Source organism: Cyanobium sp. Aljojuca 7D2 (genome assembly GCF_024346415.1).
Taxonomy (GTDB): Bacteria; Cyanobacteriota; Cyanobacteriia; order PCC-6307; family Cyanobiaceae; genus Cyanobium_A.
The window spans coordinates 78,692-103,114 of record NZ_JAGQCX010000007.1; the positions used below are offsets into that span (position 1 = coordinate 78,692).

The following is a 24,423-nucleotide window of genomic DNA, read 5'->3' on the forward strand; positions in this document are numbered from 1 at the left end:
GTTGGAATGCTTTATAAGGTATCGGTGTGTCCTGCCAACCGCCAGTGCAGCTGAGGGCAGGTCACCGCCTGCTCACCGTTCTGCGCCAGATCCTGGCCTGTGCCGGCCCCGAGGAGGGATGTGCCCTGTTGCTCGGCCAACGGCTCGGAGATGGCTGGCGGCTGGATTGGGTCTGGCCCTGTTGCAATGTTTGGCCGGTGCCCAATGAACGCTGCCGGCACTTCGCGATTGACCCCCGTGAGCAGTTGCTGGCCCAGAAGTGGGGGCGTCAGCGGGGCCTGGAGCTGTTGGGTTCGGCCCACAGCCACCCCACCAGCGAGGCCGTGCCCTCGGCCAGTGACTGCCGCCTCAGTGCCTTGCCGGCGCTGATGGTGATCCTCGGCGCGGGTAGCCAGCACCAGACGCCGGAGCAGGACCAGGAGCTGGTGGCCTGGTGGCTGCCGGAGCCGCCCGCCCAGCCCCAGCGCTTGCCATGGAGAATGGAGAGCTGATCCAAGAGGCCATGCTTCCTCCCGACACCAGCGGCGTTCAGCTCTGCCCCGATGAGGTGGCCCGTTTTGCCCGGCACCTGATCCTGCCCGAGGTGGGCATGGAAGGGCAGAAGCGGCTCAAGGCCTCTTCGGTGCTGTGCGTGGGCACGGGTGGCCTCGGCTCGCCGCTCTTGCTGTATCTCGCTGCGGCCGGTGTGGGCCGGATCGGCATCGTCGATTTCGATGTGGTGGATCACTCCAACCTGCAGCGCCAGGTGATTCACGGCACCAGCTGGGTGGGCAAGCCCAAGATCGAATCGGCCAAGGCCCGCATCCTCGAGATCAACCCCCATTGCCAGGTGGATCTCTACGAAACGGCCCTCACCAGCGACAACGCCCTGGAGATCATCCGCCCGTACGACATCGTCTGCGACGGCACGGACAACTTCCCCACCCGCTATCTGGTGAACGATGCCTGCGTGCTGCTGGGCAAGCCCAACGTGTACGGCTCGATCTTCCGCTTCGAGGGCCAGGCCACGGTGTTCAACCTGGATGCCGAAAGCCCCAACTACCGCGACCTGTTTCCCGAGCCGCCGCCGCCTGGCATGGTGCCCTCCTGCGCCGAGGGCGGCGTGGTGGGCGTGTTGCCCGGGATCATCGGTGTGATTCAGGCCACCGAAGCGGTGAAGATCATCACCGGCATCGGCACCACCCTCAGCGGCCGCCTGCTGTTGTTCGATGCCCTGGGCATGAAGTTTCGGGAGCTGAAGCTGCGGCCCAACCCCGAGCGGCCGGTGATCGACACGCTGATCGACTACCAGGAGTTCTGCGGGGTGGGCGGCAGCGCCCCCGGCCAGGAAGAGGCGGGTGCAGTGGAGAGCATCAGCGCCATTGAGCTCAAGGTGCTGCTCGATGGCGACACCTCTGGCCTGGTGCTGATCGACGTGCGCAACCCGCCCGAGGCGGAGATCGCGGTGATCCCTGGCGCGGAGCTGATTCCCTTGGATCAGATCGAGAACGGCACCGCTGTGGAGCGTATTCAGCAATTGGCCGCTGGTAAAACGCTGTATGCCCACTGCAAGCTGGGGGGCCGCAGCGCCAAGGCCCTGATCGCCCTCAAGCGCCACGGCATCGAGGGCATCAATGTGGCCGGTGGCATCGATGCCTGGAGCCAGGACGTGGATTCCAGCGTGCCGCGCTACTGAGCCTTGCCCTCAGTAATCGACCCCGCGCTTGAGGTCGACGCCGCGCTCGGCGTAGTGCTTGTGGCACACCATCTCGGAGTGCACGGAGGCCAGGTCGAAGTAGGCGGGTCGGTTTTTGCAGCGGCCGGTGAGAATCACTTCGGTTTCGGCGGGCTTGCGCAGCAGGGTCTGCACGATCGGCTCCACCGGCAGTAGCTCCAGATCCACCGTGGGGTTGATCTCATCGAGGATCACCGTTTTGTAGAGGCCGCTCGAAATCGCGGCCCGGGCGATCTCCCAGGCGCGCTCCGCTTCGATGTAGTCGATCGGCTGCTGCTGGCCGCGCCACACAATCGCGTCGCGCCCCGAACGCAGGTGATCCACCAGGTGGGGATAGCTCTCGCGCAGGGCGGCGATGGCGGCATCTTCGGTGTAACCGGCGCCGCCCTTAAGCCATTGCAGGATCAGCACCCGGTGGCTTTTGTCCTGGGAGATGCCCCGGCCGATGGCCTGTAGCCCCTTGCCCAGGGCACTGGTGGATTTGCCCTTGCCCTCACCGGTGTAGATCTCCACTCCCTCAAGGCCACCGGGCCCCTGGTGCGCCCGCATCTCGGAGTGCAAGTCGGCCAGCTGCACCAGAGGGCGGGGGGCGCCACGGCCGGTGCAGATCACTTCCATACCCCCGGGTTTGGCCGCCAGGGTGCGGGCCACATCGTCGATGTCCAGCAGCCCCAGGTCCAGCACCGGGTTGAGCTCATCGAGCACCACCACGGAGTAGAGGTCGCTGGCGATGGCGCCCTTGGCGATGTCCCAGCCGCGCTGGGCCTCCTGCCGGTCGAATTTGGTCACTTCCTCGGCGCTGAAGAAGTCCCCGCGGCCGGTGCGAACCTGGTCGATCAGATGGGGGAAACCCTGCTGCAGGGCCTCGATGGCGGCGTCTTCGTCGTAGGCCCGGCCTGGCCCTTTGAGGAAGCGCAGCAGCAACACCCGGGTGCGTTTCTGCTCGCAGATGCCCAGGCCAATCGTGCGCAGCACCACCCCCAGGGCGGCCTGGCTCTTGCCCTTGCCGTCGCCGTCGTACACGTGCAGCTGGCCATGGGCCCGCTCATCGCTGCCGGCCGCCGTGCGGATGCCGATGCCCCGGCCCGTGCCCCGCTGCGGCGTCTGGGTGCTGCTCATGGGGCGATGTTACCGGCGCCGTTGGGTTGGGGTTGCCAGGATCGGGGCTGGATTCCGGGCTTGATGCACTTCTCCCTGCTTGAACCGCTGCCGCCGCCGCTGGACGGAGCTCTGACCGCCCTGCGTCAGCAGCTGGCGGCCCTCGATCAGGTGGTGGTGGCCTATTCCGGCGGCGTCGACAGTGCGTTGGTGGCGGCCCTGGCCGTGGAGCAACGGGGCGAGGCGGCCCTGGCCATCACCGGGGTGTCACCCGCTCTGGCCCCCCATCTGCGGGCCGAGGCTCAGGAGCAGGCCCGCTGGTTGCGGATCCGCCACCGCGAGATCGCTACGGCGGAGCTGGAGGATCCGGCCTATGCCAGCAATCCCGAGCAGCGCTGTTACGCCTGCAAGCGGGAGCTGCACCGCCTGTTGGCGCCGATTGCCGCGGCGGCCGATGGTGCGAGCGTGGTCGATGGCGTCAATGCCGATGACCTCGGCGACCACCGGCCCGGCATCCAGGCCGCCCGCGAGTTCGGCGTGCGCTCCCCCCTGGCCGAAGTGGGCCTCGATAAGGCCGGGGTGCGCCAGCTGTCTCGGGCCCTGGGACTGCCCTGGTGGGACAAGCCGGCTCAGCCCTGTCTGGCGTCGCGCTTCCCCTACGGCGAGCCGATCACGGCGGAGCGGCTGCAGCGGGTGGCGGCGGCCGAAGCCTGGCTGCTGGCCGCCGGCTGGCCCCAGGTGCGGGTGCGCTCGCAGGGGCAGACCGCCCGCATTGAGCTGCCTGCTGATCAGCTGGCAGAGGCCCTCAGCTTCTGGGTGGAGGCCACCCCGCGGCAGGAGCTGGTGGCGGCTTTTCGGGCGTTGGGCTTCAGCGCCGTGGGCCTTGACCTCGAAGGGCTGGTGAGCGGCAAGCTGAACCGGGAGCTGGCATCAGCCCAGCGCCCCGGTTGAGCGGATCCGATTCACCAGGCTCGACCTCAGAGGGTCATCCTCAGAGCGTCACCGCAGCGGTGAAGGCCTGATCCCGCAGCGGATCACGCACGCTGCCGGCGATGGCCGAAGGCGTTTCGCGACGGAAGCTGGTGAGCTTGTGGTCGTTCGCCGCGAGTTCCTCGGCGAGCACAGCGCAGGCCTTCTCGGGCATGGTGTGGTCGCCGCAGGTGAACACATCAACCGCGGCGTAGCCCGATTCGGGCCAGGTGTGGATCGAGATGTGCGACTCGGCCAGTAGGGCCAGCCCCGTAACGCCCTGGGGTTCGAAACGGTGGGTGATCAGGTTGAGCAGGGTGGCACCGGCACGCTTCGCTGCTGCGGTGATGGTGTCCCTGAGGAAGGCTTCGTCGTCGAGCCGGGCGCTATCGCAGCCGTAGAGCTCGAGAATGCAATGCTTCCCGACCGTATCGGAAACCTGGTGGGGGAGGGGGGCAGCTGGGTTGGTCGCTGCGGAGGCCTCAGTCCATCCCGGGTTCGGGTGGAGGCAGGGCAGGGTTTGGGTCATCGAATCCGATCGACAAGTGGACCACCATACGTGGTGGGACCGGTGAAAGTGCCTAGGGCTCTGCTGCAATCGCTCCGCCCCCCTCAAGCAACCCGGCGCGCATCTGCACCACCTGGCTCTGGGCCTGCCAGCCGCCGCTAAAGGCCCCCAGGTGGGTGGCGCTCACCAGGCACTGGTGGCCCTCACCCACGGCCTCCAGCAGCAGTTGTTGCCGCACCGGATCGAGCTCGGCCAGCACATCGTCGAGCAGCAGCAGGGGGGGCTCCCCCAGCACCGTGCCCACCAGTTCCAGTTCGGCCAGCTTGAGGGCCAGCACCAGGGTGCGCTGCTGGCCTGCTGATCCGTAGCGGCGCGCGGGTTGGTTCGCCAGGCTCAGCCCCAGTTCGTCGCGGTGGGGGCCCACCGTGCATTGGCCCAAACGCAGCTCCTCGCTGCGCTGCTGCTGCAATTGGGAGAGCAGGGCCTGGCGCCAGGGCTCTTCCGCGTCCTCGCCGCTGAGTGCGGTGCCGCTCTGGTAGTGCAGCTGCAGCTGTTCGCGACCGCCGCTCAGCCGTTGCTGCCAGGCGGCGGCCAGGGGCTCCAGGCGCTGAATGGCCCGGAAGCGGCGCCGGTGCAGGCGGGTGCCGATCACGGCCATCTGCAGATCGAAGGTGTCGAGCAGGGCCTGCAGCGTGCCGCCGCCCAGGCTGCGCCGCAGCAGCTGGCTGCGTTGGCGCAGCAGCCGGCCATAGCGGCTCAGAAGATCGCCATAGACAGGCTCGAGTTGCAGCACCACCCGGTCCAGCCACAGGCGGCGACCGGCCGGTTCACCGCGCACCAGCTCCAGGTCGAGGGCACTGAAGCCCACACAGCGCAGGGAGCCCAGCAGGTCGAGCTGGCGCTCCAGCACCTTGCCATTGCGCTGGGCGGTGCGCCCGCCGCTGCGGCGCAGGTTGAGCTGCAGCAGATCACCGTTGCCGGTGGCGGCTCGCACCTGGCTGCTCGACTCCCCGTGCTGGATCAGGTCGCGGTCGCTGCCGGTGCGGTGGGAGCGCAGGCAACCCAGCAACTCCACAGCCTCGAGCAGATTGGATTTGCCCTCGCCGTTGGCACCGATCACCAGCAGCCGGGGAGCCTCCAGGGCCAGCTCCAGTCGACTGATATTGCGAAAACGCAGCAGCTCCAGGCGGTGCAGCCGGATGGGTCAGACGCGGTGAGCGGTTAAGGTAAGCCCACCGAGGTTCGGCCTTGGGCATGTAGCTCAGTTGGATAGAGCATCAGATTCCGGTTCTGAGGGTCGGGGGTTCGAGTCCCTCCATGCTCGTCACCCCACTAGCCCCCAGCGCCCCCGGCAGCCCAAGCCTCGGCGCTGGGGGTTTTTTGTAGCCCGCGTTTGGTTGGCGATGCGAGGACGTGGGAGGCATCCGGCCTCCCCGTCAGGATTCAAGCCGCAGCCCCATCGCCCGAATGCCACCGGGATCCACAGCAAAGCCATAGCGCTCCAGGGCCGTGAGGGCTTCCGGTGGTGCGGAGAGGGAAATGCTGCACCCCGCCAGCTCACGGCGCAGCCGTCCCAGGGCGCCATGCACCAGCACCGCCAGGATCTCGCTCTGGCCAGGATCGGCTGGATCGGCACAGAGGTCCCAGAGGTTGGCGTTGAGGGCCAGATCACTGGTGGCACGCACGAAGCCCACCAGTTGCCCATCGGGGGCGGCCACGGCCAGGTGCCAGAGGCTGCGCTCCAGCACCCGCTGCCAGCGCTCGGCCGGGCGCGGCTGATCGCCACTGGCCAGCAGGAGTCGATTGAGGGATTCAGGGCTGGGCGCCCCTTCGGCCAGCAGGCGATAGCCCTCCCGTAGGCGCGGGGTTGGGGGCTGGCTGCGGAAGGGGATCAAGAGGGAGTCCAGAGCTGGGTTTAGCCGGTGTTGCGCATGCCCGCCGCGATGCCGTTGATGGTGAGCAGGGCCCCCCTCAGCAGTTCGCTGCGGCTGTAGGTGCGGCCATCGTCGCTGGTGGCGGCCGCCGCTTCGCTCATCGGTGGTTGGCGGTTTTGGTCGCGTAGTCGCCGCAGCAGGGCCACCTGCAGGAAGCCCAGGGGAATGATCGTGCGGTTGCGCAGATCCACCGACAGCTGCAGCGCCGGATCGCCATCCAGGAGCCGGCTGTGGCCGGAGATCGCCAGCACCAGATCCCGGGTGAGCACGAATTCGGCGGCAATCACCTGGAAGATGTGCTCAAAGGCCTCGCGGTGTTCGCTGCGGCCCAGGGCCTGGACGTAGTGGTGGGCCAGATCCAGATCAACCTTGGAGAGGGTCATCTCCACCTTGGAGATCAGCATGCGGAAAAACGGCCAGCGCTGATACAGCAGCCGCAGCAGCTCCATCTGGCCGGGGTCCTGGTGGAGCTCCTCCTGCAGGGCGGCCCCCACCCCAAACCAACTGGGCAGCAGGAAGCGGCTCTGGGTCCAGCCGAACACCCAGGGAATGGCCCGCAGGCTTGAGAGGTCTTTGGCGCCACCTTTGCGGCGGGCCGGGCGGCTGGAGATCTGCAGCTTGCTGATCTCTTCGATCGGCGTCACCTGCTGGAAGAAGGCCACCAGGTCGGGATTGTCATGCACCAGGGCCCGGTAGTGGTCGCGGGAGCGGGCCGCCAGCCGACCCATCAGGTCATTCCAGCTGGGGGTGTCGTCGACGGGGGTGCTCACCAGGCTGTTTTGCAGCACGGCGGTGGTGACCGTCTCCAGGTTGTAGAGCGCCAGCTCCGGTAGGGAGTATTTCGAGGCCAGCACCTCTCCCTGCTCGGTGATCTTGATCCGGCCGCTGAGGGTGCCACTGGGCTGGGCCAGGATCGCCTGGTAGGCAGGCCCGCCGCCCCGGCCCACCGAGCCGCCGCGGCCGTGAAAGATGCGCAGGGCGATCCCGTGCTCGATCGCCAGCCGCTGCAGGGCGATCTGGGCTTTGTGGATCTCCCAGTTGCTGGAGAGGAAACCGGAATCCTTGTTGCTGTCGGAGTAGCCCAGCATCACTTCCTGCAGGGGCTGGCCGCCATCGCTGGCCAGCAACGCCCGGTAGAAGGGATGGCGGAACAGGGTGCCCATCACCGCCGGGGCCCCCTGAAGATCTTCGACCGTTTCAAATAGCGGCACCACCAGCAAGCCGGCTTTCTGGGCCATCGGGTCGACCAGGCCGGCCTCCTTGGCCACCAGCAGCACCTCCAGCAGGTCGGACACCGTGTGACTCATCGAGATCACATAGGTGCGGCAGATCCGGGAGCCGAATTCCTGCTGCAGCCGCTGCAGCATGCGGAACACCGCAAAGGTTTCCGCCGCGGCAGCGCTCCACTGGGCCGCGGGCGGCAGCAGGGGCCGGCGGGTCTGCAGCTCCGTCAGCAGCCACTCCACCCGCTGCTGCTCGTCCATCTCCCCGTAGGGCACGGCCAGCTGCAGGTAGCGGCTGAGTTCGTCGAGGGCGTCGCTGTGGCGGGTGCTCTCCTGGCGGATGTCGAGGCTGGCCAGGCAGAAGGCGAAGATCTGGGCTTGGCTGATCAGGTGCTGCAGCAACTCGCAGCTGAGGCCGGTGCCTTCGAGGCTGTCCTGGATCAGCTCCAGGTCGTTGCGAAACTCATCGACCGTGCTGTAGTGCAGCTCCTGGGAGGCTGGAGGCGTCAAGCTGCCCCCCATCGGCGGCGGCGGGGCACTGCCGTCACAGGGTGATTCCCAGCCCGCATCGGCCAGCTGCTGGTTGCGCTGGTGGGTCAGCCGCAGACGCTCCAGGGTGTAACTGAGCTTGAGCCGGTAGGGCTCGAGTCGGTAGCGGGCCGCCCGTTCCTCGTAGATCTCGGGGAAGCGCAGCCGGTCCATCTCCAGCGATTCGAGCAGGGCCGGGCTCACCTGGCTCCACTGCATCGAGATGCTGAGCTGGTCGCGCAGCTCCGTCACCGCCTTGATGTAGCGCTCCAGCATCAGCTGCCGCTGATAGCAGGCGGTCCGCCAGGTGATGTCCGGGGTGACCGAGGGGTTGCCGTCCCGGTCCGAACCGACCCAGGAGCCGAAGGTGCAGAACGCATCCCGCGGCGGCTCCACGTCGGGGTAGCTGACCTTCAGGGCGGCGCGAATCCGGTCGCGCAGCTGCGGCATGGCATCAAAGAGCACCTGCTGGAAGTAGTGCAGGGCGTAGTCGACCTCATCGAGCACCGTGGGTTTGAACTGGTGCAGTTCGTCGGTGCGCCACCACAGCCGGATCTCCTCCTCCAGCTGCAGCCGCAGGCTCTGGCGCTCCAGGCTGTTGAGGCCGCTGCCCTGCTCCAGCTTCTGGATCAGCGTGGCCACCCGCCGCTGTTTGTGCCGCACCGTGTGGCGCACAATCTCGGTGGGGTGGGCCGTGAACACCAGCCGCAGGTCAAGGGTGCGCAGCAGGTTTTCCAGCTGGGCTGGAGGCACATTCAGGCTGCGCAGCCGCTCGAACAGCTGGCGGAAGGTGGCGGGGTCGGTCTGGTTCGCCAGCGCCGGCAGGAAGGGGTCGCTGGGGCAGCTGTCCTGGTTTTTGAGGCTGTCGAGGTAGCTGTCCTCTTCGATGTGCTGCTCGAGAATGTTGACCAGCTGGAAATAGAGGGAGAACGCCCGGGCCGCGGCGATCGCTTCGGCCAGATCCATCTCCCGGATCAGCTGCACGATCGCGCTGCTGGCATCGCCGCCAGTGCTGTCTTCCCCTTCACTGGGGTCGCTGAGGTGCTTCAGGCGCAGCAGCCGCTCCGCCTGCCCCGGGGGGCATTCGCTGCGCAGCACGGTTTCCCACAGGTCTTCGACCAGCTCCAGGCGCTCGCCCAGCAGGCGGGTGACCCGTTGCGAGGCGGGCGGGGTGGGCATGGACTGCCGCATGGGAGCCGGATCGGCAGCAAGAGAATCCATGATCATCCCAAAGGATGCGGCACTCCGACTGTGCCAGTTGCGTCCAGCAGTCCAGTCGCCTCCAGCAGGGCCGTTTCCTGGTCGGCCATCGCCTGGATCTCCCGGCTGAGGAGCTCCTCGATGGAAAGGCCGGCTCCCTGCCCCGCCAGCCAGCGCATGGCTTGATTGCCGCTGTCGAGAACGTTCTGCAGGGGGGCCAGCACGGCGCCCAGGCCAAGCTCATCGGCCAGAGGCGCCAGCTCCGCTAGTTGTTCGCGCAGCCAGTGGCGGGCGATCACCGGCGCCCCGTCGCGCCAGTGGTGCAGCGTGGCATCCAGGCTGGAGCGGGCTGCGGCGCGGTCGTTGGCATCCGCCAGCTCGGCCAGTTGGGCGGGGCTCAGCCGGCTGGCCTGCAGTGGGTCGTCGTGCTTCGGGTCGCGCAACAACTGCTGCAGGCGCAGTTCGGCGTAGGCCGTGATGGCCAGCAGCACCAGCGGATCGGTCACCAGATCGCAGATGCGGATCTCCAGCCGGTTGAGGTCGTGGGGCCGGTTGTCGCCATTGGGCCGTACCGACGTCCAGAGGTGGCGCACGTTCTGCATCGTGCCCAGCTCCAGTTGCTGCCCCATCCAGCGGATGTAGTGCTGGTGGTCCAGAAACAGGGGCACATCCGCGGGCGTCAGCGGAAACTGCAGCCAGCGCTGGGAGTGGGCGCCGGTGGCGGCCCCATCGAGAAACGGTGAGCTGGCACTGAGGGCCAGCAGCAGGGCCGCCTCGCAGCGCATCAGCCGCAGCCCGGCAAACAGGGGCTCCATGGCGTTCAGCCCCAGGTTGATGTGCACGCTGGCGGTCACCACCTTGGTGCCGTAGGTGGTTTCGATGTAGCCGTGGTAAGGGTTGTTGGGGTCGGAGCGCTCGAAGCGGTGGCTGTCGCCCAGGCTCAGGGTGCTGCCGGGCAGCAGGGTGAGTTGGCGGCCCGCCAGCCAGTGGCGCAGCCGTTGGCGCGGCTCGAGCAGCAGCTGCAGCTGGCGGGCGTAGCTGGCATCCGGGGGAGTGATGTATTCGAGGTTGCGGTGGTCCGGCTCGGTCACGAAGCCCTCCAGGGCCGCCGCCGCCTCGGCCGAGCAGCCCACCACCGTGCCGTCGGACCGGCCGGTGTACAGCTCCACCTCAAAACCCTTCAGCAAAAGAGGCGTGCTCATGGCTGGGCTGGCAGCAGACAGGCCAGGGCCTTCAACATGCCCCGGGCTTTGTTGAGGGTTTCCTGGTATTCGGCTTCGGGCTTGGAATCGGCCACCACGCCGGCGCCGGCTTGCACTTGCACGCGCCAGCCCCCCTCGGGATGGGGCAGCACCACCATGGTGCGGATGGTGATGGCGGTGTTGAGGGCGCCGGCCAGGTCGACGCCGCCATACACCCCTGAATAGGGGCCGCGGGCATCTGGCTCCAGAGCATGGATCAGCTGCATCGCCCGGATCTTGGGGGCGCCGCTGACGGTGCCGGCAGGGAATGAGGCCATTAGCAGGTCCCATACCGTTTGGCCCTCTGCCAGCAGACCCTCCACCTGGCTGACGATGTGCATCACGTGGGAATAGCGCTCGATCACCATCAGATCGCTCACCTGGACGGTGCCGGGCTGGCAGACGCGGCCCAGGTCGTTGCGGCCCAGATCCACCAGCATCACGTGCTCGGCCCGTTCCTTGGGATCGGCCAGCAGGTCGGCCTCCAGGGCCAGATCTTCGGCTTCATTGGCGCCCCGCGGGCGGGTGCCGGCGATTGGCCGCAGGGAGGCTTTCACGGCCCCATTCGCGGTGGGTTCGGCCTTCACCATCACCTCGGGGCTCGAGCCGATCAGATACCAGCCGCCGAAGTTGAAGAACGCCATGTAGGGCGATGGATTCACCATCCGCAGGCTGCGGTAGAGCTCGAAGGGATCGCGATCGATGCGGGTTTCCAGCCGCTGGCTCAGCACCAGCTGGAACACATCGCCCACTTCGATGTGCTCTGCCCCACGGCGCACGGCGGCTTCGAAGGCTGCCTGGCCCACGTTGCTGCCGGTGGTGAGGGCGCTGGCGATTTCACGGGCGCTGGCATCGTGCCAGCGCAGGGGGGTGACGCTGTCTGGCAGGGGGCCATGCATGCGCTCCTCCAGGGCGGCGATGCGGGCGGCGGCGGCGGCGTAGGCAGCCTGGGGATCCTGGCCGCCGCTCAGGTCGGCATAGGCCACGGCGGTGATCTGGCGCTTGACCTGGTCGAACACCAGCAGGCTGTCGGCCAGCATCCAGCAGCCATCCGGCGGAGCACCCTCCGGGGCCTGGTGCACCGGCACGCTCGGCTCGATCCAGCGGATCAGCTCATAGCCCCAGAAGCCAAACAATTGCCCCACCGGCGGGAGGCCGGGGATCGGGGCGCTGGTTAGGGGCTCCAGGCACTGGCGCAGCAGGGTGAAGGGGTTGCCCTGCAACGGCTCGCAGCGGCCGTCGCGCCAGCGGCGCTCCGAGCGCTCCCCGCGGCTGGTGAGGGTCCAGAGGGGGTCGCTGACCACGAAGCTCCAGCGGCCGATCCGCTCACCGCCCTCCACCGACTCCAGCAGTGCGCCGTGGTCGTGGTGGGCGCCCACCTTCAGCCAGGTGGTGAGCGGTGTTTCCAGGTCGGCGGGCCAGCATTTCCAGAGGGGAATGAAGCTGTTGCCAGCCGCCACCGCCTCGAGGAACGCCTGCTGGGCAAGGCCATCGCGATCGGGGCTGGGCATCGGGCGGGCAGGCAAAAAAAACGGGGCGCCTGGCCCCGCCTTTATAGGGGTTGATCGACGCTGCTCAGGCGTCGAAGGTGTTCTTGCCCGTGAACTTGAGGTTGGCGGGATTGGGGTTGGCACCGATCCGGCGGGGGTTATGGCCCACCATGGCGCGGCCTTCGTTGACCTTCTCGGGGAAGACGCCGTCTTTGGGGTGCAGGAACTCGGTGTCGCCGCCGGGGAAAATCCGGTAGATCTTGTAGTCCTCGATCCGGGGCTTGAACTTGGTGCGCAGCTGGGTGCCGAGCGCCAGGCACTGCTCCTTGCGGGCGAAATACATCAGGTTTTCGCCCGCATTCATGTGGGCGGCACCACCGGTGGGCAGCTCAAACACCTGTTCCTTGGGGCTGGTCCAGGTGATGGCGTATTTCTCCTCGGTCTCAGCGGAGTTCAGCAGGCCGCCGGTGCTGCCGATGTACTTCGGGAGTTGACCGCTGAGCGCCGTAGCTGCCATGGCTTTGGATCGTTTCAGCCGGAAGCTAGCACCGTGGTTTTGGCCCCATCCCGGCTTCTGCTGCAGTCTTCACACCCGTCAACAAACGGCTCCTCCCGTCGGATCTTCAGCACACGGGAAAGAACACGGTGAGGCCGCTGCCGCTGCGTTCCGTCAGGCGGCCGCCGAGGCGATGGAACAACCGCTGGGTGGCCTGGCGGCTGAGCTGCAGGCTGCCGGTGGCGGGATTCCAGCTCAGCACCGGCCCCACCAACTCCCGCTGTTCACTGTCCTCTGCGGAGGCGGTGTCCTCGAGGCGGTGGCCCTCGCTGTTGAGTTGCAGCTTCAGCCGTGCCCCCGCTGGCAGCAGGCTCACGGTCACGCGGCTGCCGCTGGGCAGGCCGCGGCTGAACCGGTCGATCAGGCCGCCCAGCGTGGTTTCCAGACGGGCCGGATCGCTCAGCACCGGCGATAGGCCTGCGGCGATCTCCAGCTCCAGCTCCAGGCCCCGGCGGGCCAGCTGCCGCTGCCACAGCTCCTGGTGCTGGCGCAGCACCTGGCTGAGGTCGGTGCGGGCGAGGGCGTGATTCTCGAGGGGGGCCTCGCCGCTCGGTTGCCGCTGCAGTTCAGCCGCCAGAAAGATCAACCCAAACCGGTCAATCTGCTCGCTGCATTCGCTGTCGATCTGCTCCAGGCGCTGGCGCACCACAGGCGAGAGATCACCGCGCCGCAGCAAAGAGCGGATCAGGGTGCGAATCGTGGCCAGCGGCGTGCGCACTTCATGGGTGAGGGCCTCCAGCAGGGCCAGTTCGCTGCTGATGGCTCGGGGGGTGTCGCCGCCGGGGCGATCCCGCGCTGTGCCGCCGTGCACCAGGGGTTGCAGGGTGAGGCTGGGGGCCATCGCGGCCAGCCGTTCGCCCATCCGCGGCCAGAAGCGCAGGCCCAACTGGTCGTCGCTGCGCAGGGGGCCCAGCCGTTGCAGGGCGCTGCGCAGCGACGACGAGGCTTCCGGGTCGCGGGCCAGCAGCCGTTCGTGGATCAGCCGCAGAGCTTCCGAAAGAGCTGCCGGGTCGAAGCGAACGATCAGGCGCCGGCCTTCGGGCGGGCCATCCAGGCAGAGCGCCACCTGCAGCTGGGGGGTGATCACCAGCAGCAGCGGATCGGTGCCGTCGTCTTCCTCCAGCACCAGCCGCTGGAACCCACCCATGCTGGCGGCCCTACCCGCTCCGGGTAGCAGCGGTGCAGAGCCGGGTAGCAAGTCGTCGAGCTCGCGCGGGGCCCACACCCAGCCCTGGAGCTGCTGCAAGAGGGCCGGTTCGTAGAGCGCGGGCAGGGGGGCGGCCAGCCACAGTCCGTAGAGGGGCTGGCCCTGCAGCAGGAAGTCCTCCTGCAGGGTGGCCAGGGCTGCCCACCACTGGCGCCGCACGGTGTCTTCGCTGCCGACACCGGCTGGCACGCCCTCGGCCAGGCACCGTCGCAGGTCGGCCAGGCTCACCAGCGCCCCTGGGCCGTGCGGCCGCGGCGTGCCACGGAGGCACACAGGCCGAGGGAAATGAAGTTGACGAGCATGGCCGACCGCCCATAACTGAGCCAGGGCAACGGGATGCCGGTGATCGGTCCCAGTCCGATCGTCATGTTGATGTTCACCACCACCTGGAACATCAGCATCGCGCCGATTCCCACCACCACCAGTGCTTCGTAGTCGCTGCGGGCCCGTCCGGCGATCTGCAGCAGCCGCCACATCAGCAGCACAAACCCGGCTACCACCAGCACTGAGCCGAGAAAGCCCGTTTCCTCGCCGAGGGCGCTGAAGATGAAATCCGTGTGCTGCTCAGGGATGAAGCGCAGTTTGGTGAGGGAGCCATGCATCAGCCCAGTGCCCCAGATTTGGCCCGAGCCAATGCCCACGGTGCTCTGCAGCAGGTGGTAGCCGCCACCGAGGGGATCCTGGGCAGGATCAAGAAAGAGGGTGAGGCGAGCCCGCTGGTGCGGCCGTAGGCCGTGTTCCCACAGCCACGGGGTCGCCACTGCGAACACCCCCTGCACCGCCAGGCTGATGGCCAGGGCCACCCGTTTCCAGGGCAGGCTCGTCCAGGCCAGCCAGCCCATCAGCGGAATCCAGCCCAGCAGCAGCCAGGGCAGGGTGCCGGCCACGATGGCCGCTACTAGGGGAGAGAGCAGCAACAGCACCCATGCCCCAGGCATCCCCGCCCAGAACAGCATCACCAGCAGCACGGCTCCAAACACCAGGGAGCTGCCCAGGTCGGGCTGCACGAACACCAGCAGCCAGGGGAGGGCGATCAGACCCACAGGACGCACCAGGTCGACCGGGCGATCCACCGGATGCCGGGCCAGCACGCCGGCCAGCAGGAGGATTGCGCCCACCTTGGCGAATTCCGAAGGCTGCACGTAGAAGCCACCGATGTTGATCCAGCTCTGGGCGCCCAGGGCGCTGGTGCCCACGATCCGCACGGCGATCAGGCTGGCCACCATGGCGCCGTAGATCGGCCACTTCCAGGGGATCAGGCGCTCCAGCGGCAGTCGCGCCAGCAGCAGGGCCACCACCATGCCCACCGCAGCCGTCACCCAGTGCTGGTACCAATCGGCGTAATCCGCTTGGCGCTGGGTGCTGGCGATCAGGATCCCTGCCAGCGCCACCATGGCCCAGGGGATCCCCCAGAGGATGAGGTCGACGTCGGCCAGAGGGCTCTTCTTCCGGCCGCGGCTGCGGAAGAATCGATTTTTTCGCCGTCCCCACTGGCCCAGCATCGGATTCAGGCTGGCACCAGGTGGGCGGCGCCGATGCGCTGGGCCAGGGCCAGGAAGGCTTGGGCGCTTGCCGAATCGGGATGGCTGAGCACCACGGGACGGCCGCTATCGCCGCCTTCCCGAACCGGCATCTCCAGGGGCAATTCGGCCAGCAGGGGGACGCCGGCTTCATCCGCCAGGCGGGCCCCGCCGCCGCTGCCAAACAGGGCGTAGCGCTTGTCGGGAGCATCCGGCGGAATGAAGACGCTCATGTTTTCGACCACGCCCAGCACGGTCACCCCCATCTGCAGGAACATCGCCAGGCCGCGGCGGGCATCGGCAAGGGACACCTGTTGCGGGGTGGTGACGATGATCGCCCCGGCCATCGGAACGGCCTGGGCGATGGTGAGCTGGGCGTCACCGGTGCCGGGCGGCAGATCCACGATCAGCACATCCCGCTCGCCCCAATCCACTTGATAGAGGAACTGGCGGATGATGCCGTTGAGCATCGGACCCCGCCAGATCACCGGTTGGTTCTCCTGGATCAGCAGCCCCATCGACACCATGGCGATGCCACAGGTCTCGATTGGGGTGAGCACCTGGTGGGCACCTTCGCCGCGCACCTCGGGGGTGCGGTCAGCCACCCCCAGCATGGTTGGGGCGTTGGGGCCGTAGATGTCGGCATCCAGGAGGCCGACCTTCAGTCCGGAGGCGGCCAAGGCGCAGGCCAGGTTGACGGCCACTGTGCTCTTGCCCACGCCCCCCTTGCCGCTGCTGACGGCGATCACCTGACGGACGCCCGGGATGGCCTGGCGTTCTGGTAGTTGCCCCTGGCCGCCCGCTCCATGGCCGGCGGCCCCGATCTGGGCGGAGCCGGCGGGTTGGGCCAGTTCGATCTGCACGTCGTTCACGCCGTCGAGGTCGAGCAGGGCGGCTCTGGCCTCGGTGGCAATGCGGTCGCGCTGGCTCTGGGCAAAGCCGGGTAGGGCCAGCCGGAATACGGCTCGATCGCCTTCCAGCCGGGGCTCCTGAATCCAGCCCAGCTCCATCAGGCTGCGCCCGCTGCCCGCATCCTGGACGGCGTTGAGGGCGGCAAGGGCCTGCTCCACAGAAGCCATCGGGGAGGTGAACAAGGCCCGCGATCCTAGGGGCCACGGCCGAAGCCATGACTGTGACCGCGCTGTGGCCTCGCCGTGACAGACCCTCTCGAACACTTGTGTGGGTGGGGGGTGGCCTGAAATGGTGAGACCTTTCCGGCGCTCTTTCGGCGCACTGTCGATGCTCAAGGCCCTGCTGGCGCGTGGCAAAAATAAGCTGGTCGGACGGGTCTCGAAGCCCCACGAGCAGGAGCTGGCCCTGGAGGCCCCGCCGGCCGATTCGCGCCAGCGGGCCAAGGCCCTGCTGATGGGCCTGCAGGACTCCATCTGCGCCGGCCTGGAGCAATTCGATGGCGTCGGCCGTTTTGAAGAGGAGAGCTGGGTGCGCCCCGAGGGCGGCGGCGGCCGCTCGCGGGTGATCAAGCAGGGCCGCGTGTTTGAGCAGGGCGGCGTCAATTTCTCCGAGGTGGAGGGCTCCGAGCTGCCCCCCTCGATCCTGAGCCAGCGGCCCGAGGCCAAGGGCCACCGCTGGTTTGCTACCGGCACCTCGATGGTGCTGCACCCCCGCAACCCCTACATCCCCACCGTTCACCTCAACTACCGCTACTTCGAGGCGGGCCCGGTGTGGTGGTTTGGTGGCGGCGCCGACCTCACCCCCTACTACCCCTTCCTGGAGGACGCCCAGCATTTCCACCGCACCCTCAAGGGGGCCTGCGACAGCGTGAACCCCGCCTATTACGAGGTGTTCAAGCCCTGGTGCGATGAATACTTCTTCCTCAAGCACCGCGGCGAAACCCGTGGTGTGGGCGGCATCTTCTACGACTACCAGGATCCACGCGGCGTCCTCTACAAGGGCCAGAACCCGAGTGGCCCGGCCGCGGCCGCCAGCCAGGCCGTTGGTGCGGTGAGCCAGAGCTGGGAGCAGTTGTTCCAGCTGGCCTCCGCCTGCGGCAATGCCTTCCTGCCGAGCTATGTGCCCATCGCCGAGAAGCGCCAGTTCACCCCCTTCGGCACCCGCGAGCGCGACTTCCAGCTCTACCGGCGCGGCCGCTATGTGGAGTTCAACCTGGTGTTCGATCGGGGCACGATCTTCGGCTTGCAGACCAATGGCCGCACTGAGTCGATTTTGATGTCGCTACCCCCGCTGGTGCGCTGGGAATACGGCTACCAGCCAGAACCTGGCAGCCGCGAGGCCCTGCTCACCGACCTGTTCACTCGCCCCCAGGATTGGTTGAAGGACGGCTCGCTTGTGGGGCGCTGCGCCCCCCATCAGGCGGTGGACTGATCGCCACACCCGCTGGCTCCTGAGCCAAACCCGTCGGCTCAAGGCCCTGCTGCAGCGCACTCACCACCCGCTCGGCAATCGCGGCGATCGCCGCATCGCGGCTGCGGGGATTGCGCAGCGCCGCCTCCAGGCTGCCCTCCAGCTTGCCAATCTCCAGGATGGCAATTCCACGTCTGGGGGCCCCGAGGCCGTTGCGGTAAAGCAGGGGGTAGGGGCCAAAGGCGATCGCCAGGCTTTCGTCGAGGCGGCTGGGCGGGCGATGCAGCGGTGGGATCAGGCCCGATCCCACCCCGTCGGGGCCATAGGCGTCGTAGTGGATTTCGAGGGCATAGCCACCGGCCTCCGCATGGGCCTTGCCCACGCTCCAGTTGGTGCGGGGATCGTCGGCGTTGGCGATCGTGCGCAGGGGTGGTTCGTAGAAGCGGATCGCCAGGCCGCGCTGCTGCCCCAGGGCCACCACCGCCTTGGCGGTGAGCAGGTTCCAGTAGAGCTCATCGCGGATGCCGGGCTGCATCGGGGCGGCCCCGGCAAGATCGACCGCGGCGCCTGCCGTGCCGGCCCCGCCGATTCCCTGGGAGTCGGCATGGCCGGCCAGCACGAGGATTTCGGTGCGGCTGGGCAAGGGGACCTGGCCCAGCCAGTCTTTGCTCAGTCGGCTGCGGGGGCCCGTCAGGGGATCCAGGTTGGCCAGCAGCGGGGCCTGGGCGGCGGCGGCGGAGCCCAGGGTCAGGGCCCCAAGCAACACGGCACCAACCCACCGACGTCGATCCATGGCTGGGCTGGCGGAAGGGCTAGATGGGGGAGCTGAGCAGCTTGCCGTCGCTGAACAGACCCAGCTGGGGGCCCAGTTCCAGCTCAAGGGCGATCAGCTCGTCCCGGTGGGCCCGCAGCCGCAGGGCACTGCCGGTGGCGCTGTCGTGGCTGATCAGGCGCAGCTCCAGAGTTTCGGCCCGCATCGCCCGGTTGCGGTAGATCAGGCCCGCCGCCGGGCCGAGCAGCGCCAGCAGCAGCGGCCACCAGGCCAGCTGGGGCAGCAATTGCCGCAGCACCAGCCCGAGGCAGGCGGCCCCCACGGCCCCGAGCACCGACAGCAGAACAGCCAGCCAGGGGCTGGCAGCCACTTCGGCGCGGAAGCGCAGGTGACGCCGCTCCGGATCGCTGAATTCGGTTTGCCAGCCGCGCTGCTGCAGCCACTCGCTGAGCCGGGTCAGCACCTCCAGCGGCGGCCGCGACGAGCGCACGTCCACCACGGTGGTGCGGTCCTTGCTGGCAGCCCGCAGAAAGAACACCAGGCCGATGGCCAGGAGCAGGGTGAGCAGCAGGGTGGAGCCGAGGTTGGCCATCGCTCCATTGTGCCGCCGGCCCGGCGGGCCGTGGCTTGCCAGCATGGGGGCGCACTTGTTCCCTCTGCATGGCCGCCCCGTCCGCCCCCAGCAACCTGCCGGCCCCCGCCCGCTTCGCCGTGTTCGACGCTGACCTCGACGCGGAGTGGGCCGCCCTGTATGCCGGCGCGCGGGCTCTCGCGGTGGACACCGAGGCCATGGGCCTGATCCACGGCCGCGATCGCCTCTGCCTGGTGCAGATCTGCGACGACCACGACAACGTGTGCTGCATCCGTCTGGCCCGGGGCCAAAGCGCGGCGCCCCGGCTCCAGGCGCTGATGGAAAACCCGGCGATTGAGAAGGTGTTCCACTTCGCCCGCTTCGACGTGGCCGCCCTGGCCGAAAACCTCGGCATCACGGTGAACCCGATCTTCTGCACCAAGGTGGCCAGCCGCCTGGGCCGCACCTACAGCCCCCGCCACGGCCTCAAGGAGGTGGTGCAGGAGCTGGTGGGCGTTGAGCTCGACAAGCAGGCCCAGAGCTCCGACTGGGGCCGGGTTGAAGATCTCTCCGATGCCCAGTTGGCCTACGCCGCCGGAGATGTGCGCTACCTGCTGCCGGCCCGGGACCGGCTGGAAACCATGCTCAAGCGCGAGGAGCGTTGGGAGCTGGCCCAGCGCTGCTTCGGCTGTCTTCCGGTGTTCGCCGACCTCGATCGCCAGCGCTTCCACCTGCTGTTCGAGCACTCCACCGGCGGGAATCGCTGAGCCCCGCCTGGGCGGCGCGTCAGTCTTCGACGATTCAGTCTTCAACCATGAAGTTCTCGTCGTTGCCCACCGCTTCGAGCAGGGAGGTGAGCAGGTCGTGGTTGTTGGTGCCGCTGGATTGGGCTTCTGCCAGCATCTGCTCGGCCAGGGTCAGCTTGGCGGCTGTCTCCCGCAGCCCCTGCTGGGAGGCCTTCACATCCACCTTGCGGCGGGCCGCGGCCAGGCTGATGCCCAACTGGCTGGCGAGCTTGCCGCAGGCGGCGTTGTAGGCCCGATCAGGAATGCCGGCCATGGCAGCGCAGAGGCAGAGGATGGCCGCATCATCCCAGCAGGCGCTGCTCCACCAACGCAGCCAGCCGAGCGCTGCCGCCGGCTGGCCCCATGCGGCGGCGGCCCCAGGCTGCGCGCCGCGCCCGTTCGTGGGGATCCTCGAGCAACTCCTGCAGCCGCCGAACCAGCTGCTCCGGGCTCTGGCAGGGCTGCACGGCGCCGCCGAGCAGCCGGCTCTGGCGGCGGGCAAAGCCCGCCTTGAACTGCGGACCTGAACCCGGCAGCGACAGCGACGGCACCCCAAGCCCCGCCAGCTGTTCGGTGGCGGTGCCGGCGGTGGCCAGGCCCAGTTCGGCCCAGCTCGCCCAGCGGCTGAAGCTGTGCTGGCCCAGCAGCAGCTGCCAGCGGCCCCTTCCCCAGCTGGCGCTGGCGCCGAGGGCGGCCGCTTCCGCGCTCAGGGGCATCGCGGTGAAGCCCCCACTCTCCAGGAGCTGGGCCCAGGCTTCCGCGCTGGGGATCGAGCCTGAGGCCACCAGCACCACCGCCGGATCGGGCGGCTGCCCCAGCGCCAGGCAGCCCAGCAGCCGGTGGGCGTTGGCGAGGGATTCGGGCAGGCGGCTGCCGGCCAGCAGGATGAGGCGCCGTTGGCTCTGCAGCCAGGCCGGCAGAGGGGCGTGGGGGAAGCCATCCATCATCGGGTTTCCGGGAGCCAGGGCCGCCACCCCATGGCGGCGTAGCCCGCGGGCGGTGAGCCGGTCGCGCACGGCCACGAGCCGGCAGCGCCGGCTGCCCATCACGGCCCATTCCCACGGATCCCATTCGCTGCCTTTGCAGCGGTGGTAGGCATCCGCCAGGGGCGAGGGGCGCCAGCCGGGTGGCCCTGACGAGGCCCAGGTGCAGTCGCTTTTGGGGGTGCCGATGAAGCCGAAACGGCCGCCGCTGCTCCAGGCCAGCAGCAGGGGCAGCAGGTCGCCGACGGCCAGCACCGGATCGCCCTGGCGGGCCCAGGCGCGCACCAGGCGTAGCTGCCGCCAGCTCAGCAGGGGCAGGCCGGCGGCCAGGTCACGGGCCAGGCCTCGCAGGCTCTGGTTGCTGAAGCCGCCGCTGGGGAGCTGCAGCTGGGGGCCGAGCCGCTGCAGATGGCCAGCGGCTTCGTCGGCGGCGAAGGCCTCCCCGAGCCCGACCAGGGGCAGCACCCGCACGATCAGATCGGGCCGCCGCTGCCGCAGGGCATGCAGCACACGCTGGGCGATCAGATCCTCCCCGTGGCCGTTGCTCAGAACCAGCAGACGGGAGGACATGCCATGGCTGATACGATCCGCTGCAGGGAGTTTGCTCCCTGTGCGGCGGCATGGCCAAGTGGTAAGGCAGAGGATTGCAAATCCTTTACCCCCAGTTCGAATCTGGGTGCCGCCTCTTTATTGACCGCGAGAGCTGGTCATTTTTTGTTGGCTTGATCGGTGAGCGCCCTGCAACACTCCAGGCACCCCGGCACAACCGCCCATATCCTGAGGGCACTCCCCCAGAACCGATGAAGCGCCTGCTGCTCCTTGCTCTCACCGCTGCGACCCTGCTGATCGGCACAACCGTCAACGCTTGCGAGAAGCACCTGAACGGCCACCAGAACGGATCCGACACGGATCTGGAAGGCAGCAGAAAGTAGGAGACCCGGCGAACACCGCCCCAGTGCCGATTGGAATGAGGTTCTAGGCAAGAGGGAGGAGCAGGGCGGCGGCGACGGGAACAAACCTTCCGCCCGCTTCCTCAAGCGATGAAGGGTCGAACTCCTCCACCGCGTGAATCCAAGTCAGGACAGCGTGTCTGACGTGAGCAGGCGCAAGAATTAGTCACAAAAAATCCCTGGCGTGTTCGACTCCGCCAGGGACAGGTCTCCCGTCGCTCATCACGACAAGATAAAGATACTGAGTATTTCTGCTTAGAAACGGTCGTTGTCGTGCTGGGTGTTCATGCGCGCACACCCCGTCCGACGCATCAGTGCCGGGCCTTGGCCTCCCAGAAGTGGCCGTTGTGGTCGCGGGCCTGACACTGCAGGGCGCGGCGCTCCAGCAGGCAGCTCCCCCGGGCCAGTTGGGCCGTCGGCAGGGTCGGTGCCACCCCCTGGTCATCGGCCAGGCTGCTGGCCACGGTGGCCACCTCCAGGCGGATCGGCCAGCGGGGTTGGCATTCGCCATTGGTGTTGCAGCGCATCGTCTGCTGCCCTTCGGCCAGCACACCACCGAAGACCAGGGTCTGGCTGCCGAAGCGCTGGTGGGCCGACGGTTGGATCAGCCGCACGCTCAGCAGACCCTCCATGTTTTGCTCGAGCCGCAGCCGTTGGCAGGTTTGCTGTTGGGCCTGCAGGGGCAACTCGACCCGCCCTTGGAGCAGGGTGCAATCGCGCAGTTTGGTGTCCCAGCGCCCGAACCCTTCCGCCTGCACGGCGCCGCCCAGGCTCAGGACCAGCACCACGGCCAGGCGGGCCGGCAGCCGGTGAATCGGCAGCAGGAGAGGCATCAGCCCAGGGGGTGGCTCAGTAGCCCGAATCAGCCACGCAGCTGCCCTGGCAGCTGATGCCGTTGCTGGCGGTGCGCCCGCAGTGTTGGCAAAGAATGGGCTCGGGTGCTGGATCGCTTGTGGCCGGGGCCCGGTTGTCGGTGGCGCCTGGGTTGGTGGTGCCAGGGTTGGGAGCATCGGGCATCGTGGGGCAGCACCGCAGGCACGGCAGTCCACCATGGCGCATCCGTTGGCTGATGTTGGCGGAGCGGAGGGCTCGGCGCCCGGGATTGGTGTGGGCACCTGGGCCTGGGGGAACCAGTTGCTCTGGGGATACGACCCCAGCCAGGATCCCGTTCTGGAGGCCACATTCCAGCGGGCCGTGGCCTGCGGTCTGCAGATGTTCGACACCGCCGACTCCTACGGCACTGGCCGTTTCAACGGTCGCAGCGAGGCTTTGTTGGGCCGCTTCAGCGCCGCCCTGCCTCCCCAGCAGCGGGACAGGCTGTGCCTGGCCACCAAGTTGGCCCCCTTCCCCTGGCGGCTCGGGCGGCGCGGCTACCAGCGGGGTTTCGCCGCCTCGAAGCAGCGCCTTGGCGGTCGCATCGACCTGGTGCAGCTCCACTGGAGCACCGCCCGCTATGCCCCCTGGCAGGAGGCCCCCCTGCTCGAGGGCTTGGCCGATCTGGTGGAGCAGGGTGAGGCGGGAGCCCTGGGGGTGTCCAACATGGGTCCGCTGCGGCTGCGGGCTGTGCACCGCCGGCTCGCCGAGCGGGGCGTGGCGCTGAGCAGCCTGCAGGTGCAGCTGTCGTTGCTGGCCCCTGATCCGATCCGGCCCGGCGGCGTGGCCGAGCTGTGCCGCGAGCTGGGCATCCGCCTGATCGCCTATAGCCCCCTGGCCTTGGGGTTGTTGGCCCGGCCGCTGCAGGCCCAGAGCTGGCCGACGGGCCCCCGGGGCGCCCTGTTTCGCCGTCTCGGCCCGGCCCTGGTGGAGCTCCAGGCAGAAATGGGCCGAATCGCCGCCAGCCATGCCGCCAGCTTGTCTGCCGTGGCCCTCAATTGGTGTCGGGCCCACGGCGCCATGCCGATCCCCGGCCTGCGCCGCCCCGACCAGGTGGATTCTGCGGCGGCCGCGCTCACCTGGTCGCTGTCTGCCGAGGAGCGTGAACGCCTCGACGACCTGGCCCTGGGGCTGGAGGTCGGCATGCCAGCCAACCCCTTCCAGAGCGCTTAGCCGGCTTGGGCGGTTGGATCGAGGGTGAGCACCACGGGCATCGCCTGGGGGCGCACCAGCGGCACCACAGGATTGGCGCCTGGGTCGCCGTGGGATTCGGCTTCGGCCGCAGCCGCTTCCGGTCCACAGGCGGCGAGCGCCTCCTGCAGCAGGGAGTCGAAGGTGGCGCCGGGGAGCCGGTGGCGGGCCAGCTCCAGAAATGCCCGGGCCAGGGACTCGCCGGCGGCGGCCCGCAGGGCCGGGTTGTTGCGCCGGAGCTGCAGCTCGTCCTCGATCGAGCGAATGAAGCGCTCGGTCACGTCCCGCTTGGTGGAGGCCCGGATGCGGGTGTCCTGCTCGGCCTGGGAGAGGAAGGGCTGGGCATCGAGCTCCTCCAGCCGGCGACCGAGGCTTTCGAGCACCTCACGCGCCTCTTTGGCCACGTGGGCCAGTTGGCCGTCGGAGAGCCGGGGCAGGTCGGCCACGTACACCTTGCCGTGATCCCTCAGGGTGAGGAAGGTGGGCCGTATGCCTCCGCGCTGGGGGGCAGGCACTGGATCGCGCGGTCGCAGGGGGCGGCTGGGCGGAACGGGGCCAGCGGAACTGCGGCGGCGGGTGAGGCGCTGGCCGGAGCCCAGGGATCCCTGGCCTAGCCCGCTTGAAACTCCCGTGCTGGCAGGGCCAGATCCGGTTAGACGTTGTCCGGTTAGGCGTTGTGGTGAACCTAGTGGTGAACCTACTGATTGCGTCATGACGCCTCTCCTGATTTGTCTTCGTTCTGCTCGGCCACCAACCTGCGGATCAGGGATGGCGACGGTTCGAGGTCA

25 protein-coding genes and 2 tRNA genes are annotated in these 24,423 nt (G+C 68.4%); 9 read left to right on the forward strand and 18 right to left on the reverse strand.

Going from position 1 to position 24,423, the window contains the following annotated elements; translation table 11 throughout:
- Nucleotides 1–26: 26 nt before the first annotated feature.
- Nucleotides 27–491: a M67 family metallopeptidase gene (locus KBY57_RS08770; protein ID WP_254995469.1), complete on the forward strand. Its 465-nt coding sequence runs from the start codon at nt 27–29 to the stop codon at nt 489–491.
- A gap of 11 nt (nt 492–502) precedes the next feature.
- On the forward strand, nt 503–1,675 hold the full coding sequence (moeB, locus tag KBY57_RS08775) for a molybdopterin-synthase adenylyltransferase MoeB (protein ID WP_254995470.1): 1,173 nt from the start codon (nt 503–505) through the stop codon (nt 1,673–1,675).
- 9 nt (nt 1,676–1,684) lie between these two features.
- Here moeB and KBY57_RS08780 read toward each other — a convergent pair whose 3' ends face one another.
- Nucleotides 1,685–2,833 carry a cob(I)yrinic acid a,c-diamide adenosyltransferase gene (locus KBY57_RS08780; protein ID WP_254995471.1) on the reverse strand — a complete coding sequence of 383 codons (1,149 nt, stop codon included), beginning with the start codon at nt 2,831–2,833 and terminating at the stop codon, nt 1,685–1,687.
- Between the two features lie 63 nt (nt 2,834–2,896).
- On the opposite strand from KBY57_RS08780, the gene larE reads away from it, so the two are divergent.
- Nucleotides 2,897–3,763 carry an ATP-dependent sacrificial sulfur transferase LarE gene (gene larE / locus KBY57_RS08785; protein ID WP_254995472.1) on the forward strand — a complete coding sequence of 289 codons (867 nt, stop codon included), beginning with the start codon at nt 2,897–2,899 and terminating at the stop codon, nt 3,761–3,763.
- A gap of 40 nt (nt 3,764–3,803) precedes the next feature.
- On the opposite strand, the gene speD is transcribed toward larE, so the two are convergent.
- Nucleotides 3,804–4,310: an adenosylmethionine decarboxylase gene (gene speD, locus KBY57_RS08790; protein WP_254987924.1), complete on the reverse strand. Its 507-nt coding sequence runs from the start codon at nt 4,308–4,310 to the stop codon at nt 3,804–3,806.
- Nucleotides 4,311–4,362: 52 nt separating this feature from the next.
- Entirely contained in the window at nt 4,363–5,490 is a 1,128-nt protein-coding gene (gene recF, locus KBY57_RS08795; RefSeq protein ID WP_409996434.1) for a DNA replication/repair protein RecF, read from the reverse strand.
- 49 nt (nt 5,491–5,539) lie between these two features.
- Between recF and KBY57_RS08800 the strand changes: the two genes are divergently transcribed.
- Nucleotides 5,540–5,613, forward strand: a tRNA-Arg gene (locus KBY57_RS08800).
- A 112-nt stretch (nt 5,614–5,725) separates the two neighbouring features.
- On the opposite strand, the gene KBY57_RS08805 is transcribed toward KBY57_RS08800, so the two are convergent.
- From KBY57_RS08805 to KBY57_RS08840, 8 genes are all read right to left on the reverse strand, one after another.
- Nucleotides 5,726–6,184, reverse strand: coding sequence for an N-acetyltransferase (locus KBY57_RS08805; RefSeq protein WP_254995473.1), 459 nt, complete (start codon nt 6,182–6,184; stop codon nt 5,726–5,728).
- A 20-nt stretch (nt 6,185–6,204) separates the two neighbouring features.
- A complete protein-coding gene (gene ppc / locus KBY57_RS08810; protein WP_254995474.1) occupies nt 6,205–9,153 on the reverse strand; it encodes a phosphoenolpyruvate carboxylase in 2,949 nt (982 codons plus the stop codon).
- 44 nt (nt 9,154–9,197) lie between these two features.
- The gene (gene gshA / locus KBY57_RS08815) at nt 9,198–10,376 is read right to left on the reverse strand and encodes a glutamate--cysteine ligase (RefSeq protein ID WP_254995475.1); all 1,179 of its coding nucleotides are present in this window, start codon (nt 10,374–10,376) and stop codon (nt 9,198–9,200) included.
- Nucleotides 10,373–11,926 (reverse strand): anthranilate synthase component I family protein, encoded by a 1,554-nt coding sequence (locus tag KBY57_RS08820; protein ID WP_254995476.1) that lies wholly within the window; start codon nt 11,924–11,926, stop codon nt 10,373–10,375. Before KBY57_RS08820 ends, gshA begins: the two co-directional genes overlap by 4 nt.
- Nucleotides 11,927–11,990: 64 nt before the next feature.
- The gene (locus KBY57_RS08825; RefSeq protein WP_254995477.1) at nt 11,991–12,422 is read right to left on the reverse strand and encodes a photosystem I reaction center subunit II PsaD; all 432 of its coding nucleotides are present in this window, start codon (nt 12,420–12,422) and stop codon (nt 11,991–11,993) included.
- A gap of 106 nt (nt 12,423–12,528) precedes the next feature.
- Nucleotides 12,529–13,896, reverse strand: a complete 1,368-nt coding sequence (locus tag KBY57_RS08830; protein ID WP_254995478.1) for a sensor histidine kinase — start codon at nt 13,894–13,896, stop codon at nt 12,529–12,531.
- On the reverse strand, nt 13,893–15,170 hold the full coding sequence (rodA, locus tag KBY57_RS08835) for a rod shape-determining protein RodA (protein ID WP_254995479.1): 1,278 nt from the start codon (nt 15,168–15,170) through the stop codon (nt 13,893–13,895). Before rodA ends, KBY57_RS08830 begins: the two co-directional genes overlap by 4 nt.
- A gap of 5 nt (nt 15,171–15,175) precedes the next feature.
- Nucleotides 15,176–16,267: an Mrp/NBP35 family ATP-binding protein gene (locus tag KBY57_RS08840; protein WP_254995480.1), complete on the reverse strand. Its 1,092-nt coding sequence runs from the start codon at nt 16,265–16,267 to the stop codon at nt 15,176–15,178.
- 160 nt (nt 16,268–16,427) lie between these two features.
- On the opposite strand from KBY57_RS08840, the gene hemF reads away from it, so the two are divergent.
- Nucleotides 16,428–17,531 carry an oxygen-dependent coproporphyrinogen oxidase gene (gene hemF, locus KBY57_RS08845; RefSeq protein WP_254995532.1) on the forward strand — a complete coding sequence of 368 codons (1,104 nt, stop codon included), beginning with the start codon at nt 16,428–16,430 and terminating at the stop codon, nt 17,529–17,531.
- Here the strand turns inward: hemF and KBY57_RS08850 are convergent.
- Together KBY57_RS08850 and KBY57_RS08855 are read right to left on the reverse strand one after the other, a co-directional pair.
- A complete protein-coding gene (locus tag KBY57_RS08850; RefSeq protein WP_254995481.1) occupies nt 17,458–18,303 on the reverse strand; it encodes a dehydrogenase in 846 nt (281 codons plus the stop codon). The two genes, hemF and KBY57_RS08850, sit on opposite strands and share 74 nt — an antisense overlap.
- Before the next feature lie 19 nt (nt 18,304–18,322).
- The gene (locus KBY57_RS08855) at nt 18,323–18,874 is read right to left on the reverse strand and encodes a cofactor assembly of complex C subunit B (protein ID WP_254995482.1); all 552 of its coding nucleotides are present in this window, start codon (nt 18,872–18,874) and stop codon (nt 18,323–18,325) included.
- Nucleotides 18,875–18,942: 68 nt separating this feature from the next.
- Between KBY57_RS08855 and KBY57_RS08860 the strand changes: the two genes are divergently transcribed.
- The gene (locus KBY57_RS08860; protein WP_254995483.1) at nt 18,943–19,620 is read left to right on the forward strand and encodes a ribonuclease D; all 678 of its coding nucleotides are present in this window, start codon (nt 18,943–18,945) and stop codon (nt 19,618–19,620) included.
- Nucleotides 19,621–19,654: 34 nt separating this feature from the next.
- Here KBY57_RS08860 and KBY57_RS08865 read toward each other — a convergent pair whose 3' ends face one another.
- Nucleotides 19,655–19,912: a hypothetical protein gene (locus KBY57_RS08865; protein ID WP_254995484.1), complete on the reverse strand. Its 258-nt coding sequence runs from the start codon at nt 19,910–19,912 to the stop codon at nt 19,655–19,657.
- A 28-nt stretch (nt 19,913–19,940) separates the two neighbouring features.
- The gene (locus tag KBY57_RS08870; RefSeq protein WP_254995485.1) at nt 19,941–21,191 is read right to left on the reverse strand and encodes a lipid-A-disaccharide synthase-related protein; all 1,251 of its coding nucleotides are present in this window, start codon (nt 21,189–21,191) and stop codon (nt 19,941–19,943) included.
- A 44-nt stretch (nt 21,192–21,235) separates the two neighbouring features.
- On the opposite strand from KBY57_RS08870, the gene KBY57_RS08875 reads away from it, so the two are divergent.
- Nucleotides 21,236–21,306: transfer RNA gene (locus KBY57_RS08875), tRNA-Cys, on the forward strand.
- A 115-nt stretch (nt 21,307–21,421) separates the two neighbouring features.
- On the forward strand, nt 21,422–21,553 hold the full coding sequence (locus tag KBY57_RS08880) for a hypothetical protein (RefSeq protein WP_254987910.1): 132 nt from the start codon (nt 21,422–21,424) through the stop codon (nt 21,551–21,553).
- 329 nt (nt 21,554–21,882) lie between these two features.
- Here KBY57_RS08880 and KBY57_RS08885 read toward each other — a convergent pair whose 3' ends face one another.
- The gene (locus tag KBY57_RS08885; RefSeq protein ID WP_254995486.1) at nt 21,883–22,404 is read right to left on the reverse strand and encodes a hypothetical protein; all 522 of its coding nucleotides are present in this window, start codon (nt 22,402–22,404) and stop codon (nt 21,883–21,885) included.
- Nucleotides 22,405–22,420: 16 nt separating this feature from the next.
- Nucleotides 22,421–22,588: a hypothetical protein gene (locus tag KBY57_RS08890; protein ID WP_254995487.1), complete on the reverse strand. Its 168-nt coding sequence runs from the start codon at nt 22,586–22,588 to the stop codon at nt 22,421–22,423.
- 33 nt (nt 22,589–22,621) lie between these two features.
- Between KBY57_RS08890 and KBY57_RS08895 the strand changes: the two genes are divergently transcribed.
- Nucleotides 22,622–23,617 carry an aldo/keto reductase gene (locus KBY57_RS08895; protein WP_254995488.1) on the forward strand — a complete coding sequence of 332 codons (996 nt, stop codon included), beginning with the start codon at nt 22,622–22,624 and terminating at the stop codon, nt 23,615–23,617.
- Here KBY57_RS08895 and KBY57_RS08900 read toward each other — a convergent pair.
- Complete coding sequence (locus tag KBY57_RS08900; RefSeq protein ID WP_254995533.1) at nt 23,614–24,234, reverse strand: hypothetical protein; 621 nt, start codon at nt 24,232–24,234, stop codon at nt 23,614–23,616. The two genes, KBY57_RS08895 and KBY57_RS08900, sit on opposite strands and share 4 nt — an antisense overlap.
- Between the last annotated feature and the right edge of the window lie 189 nt (nt 24,235–24,423).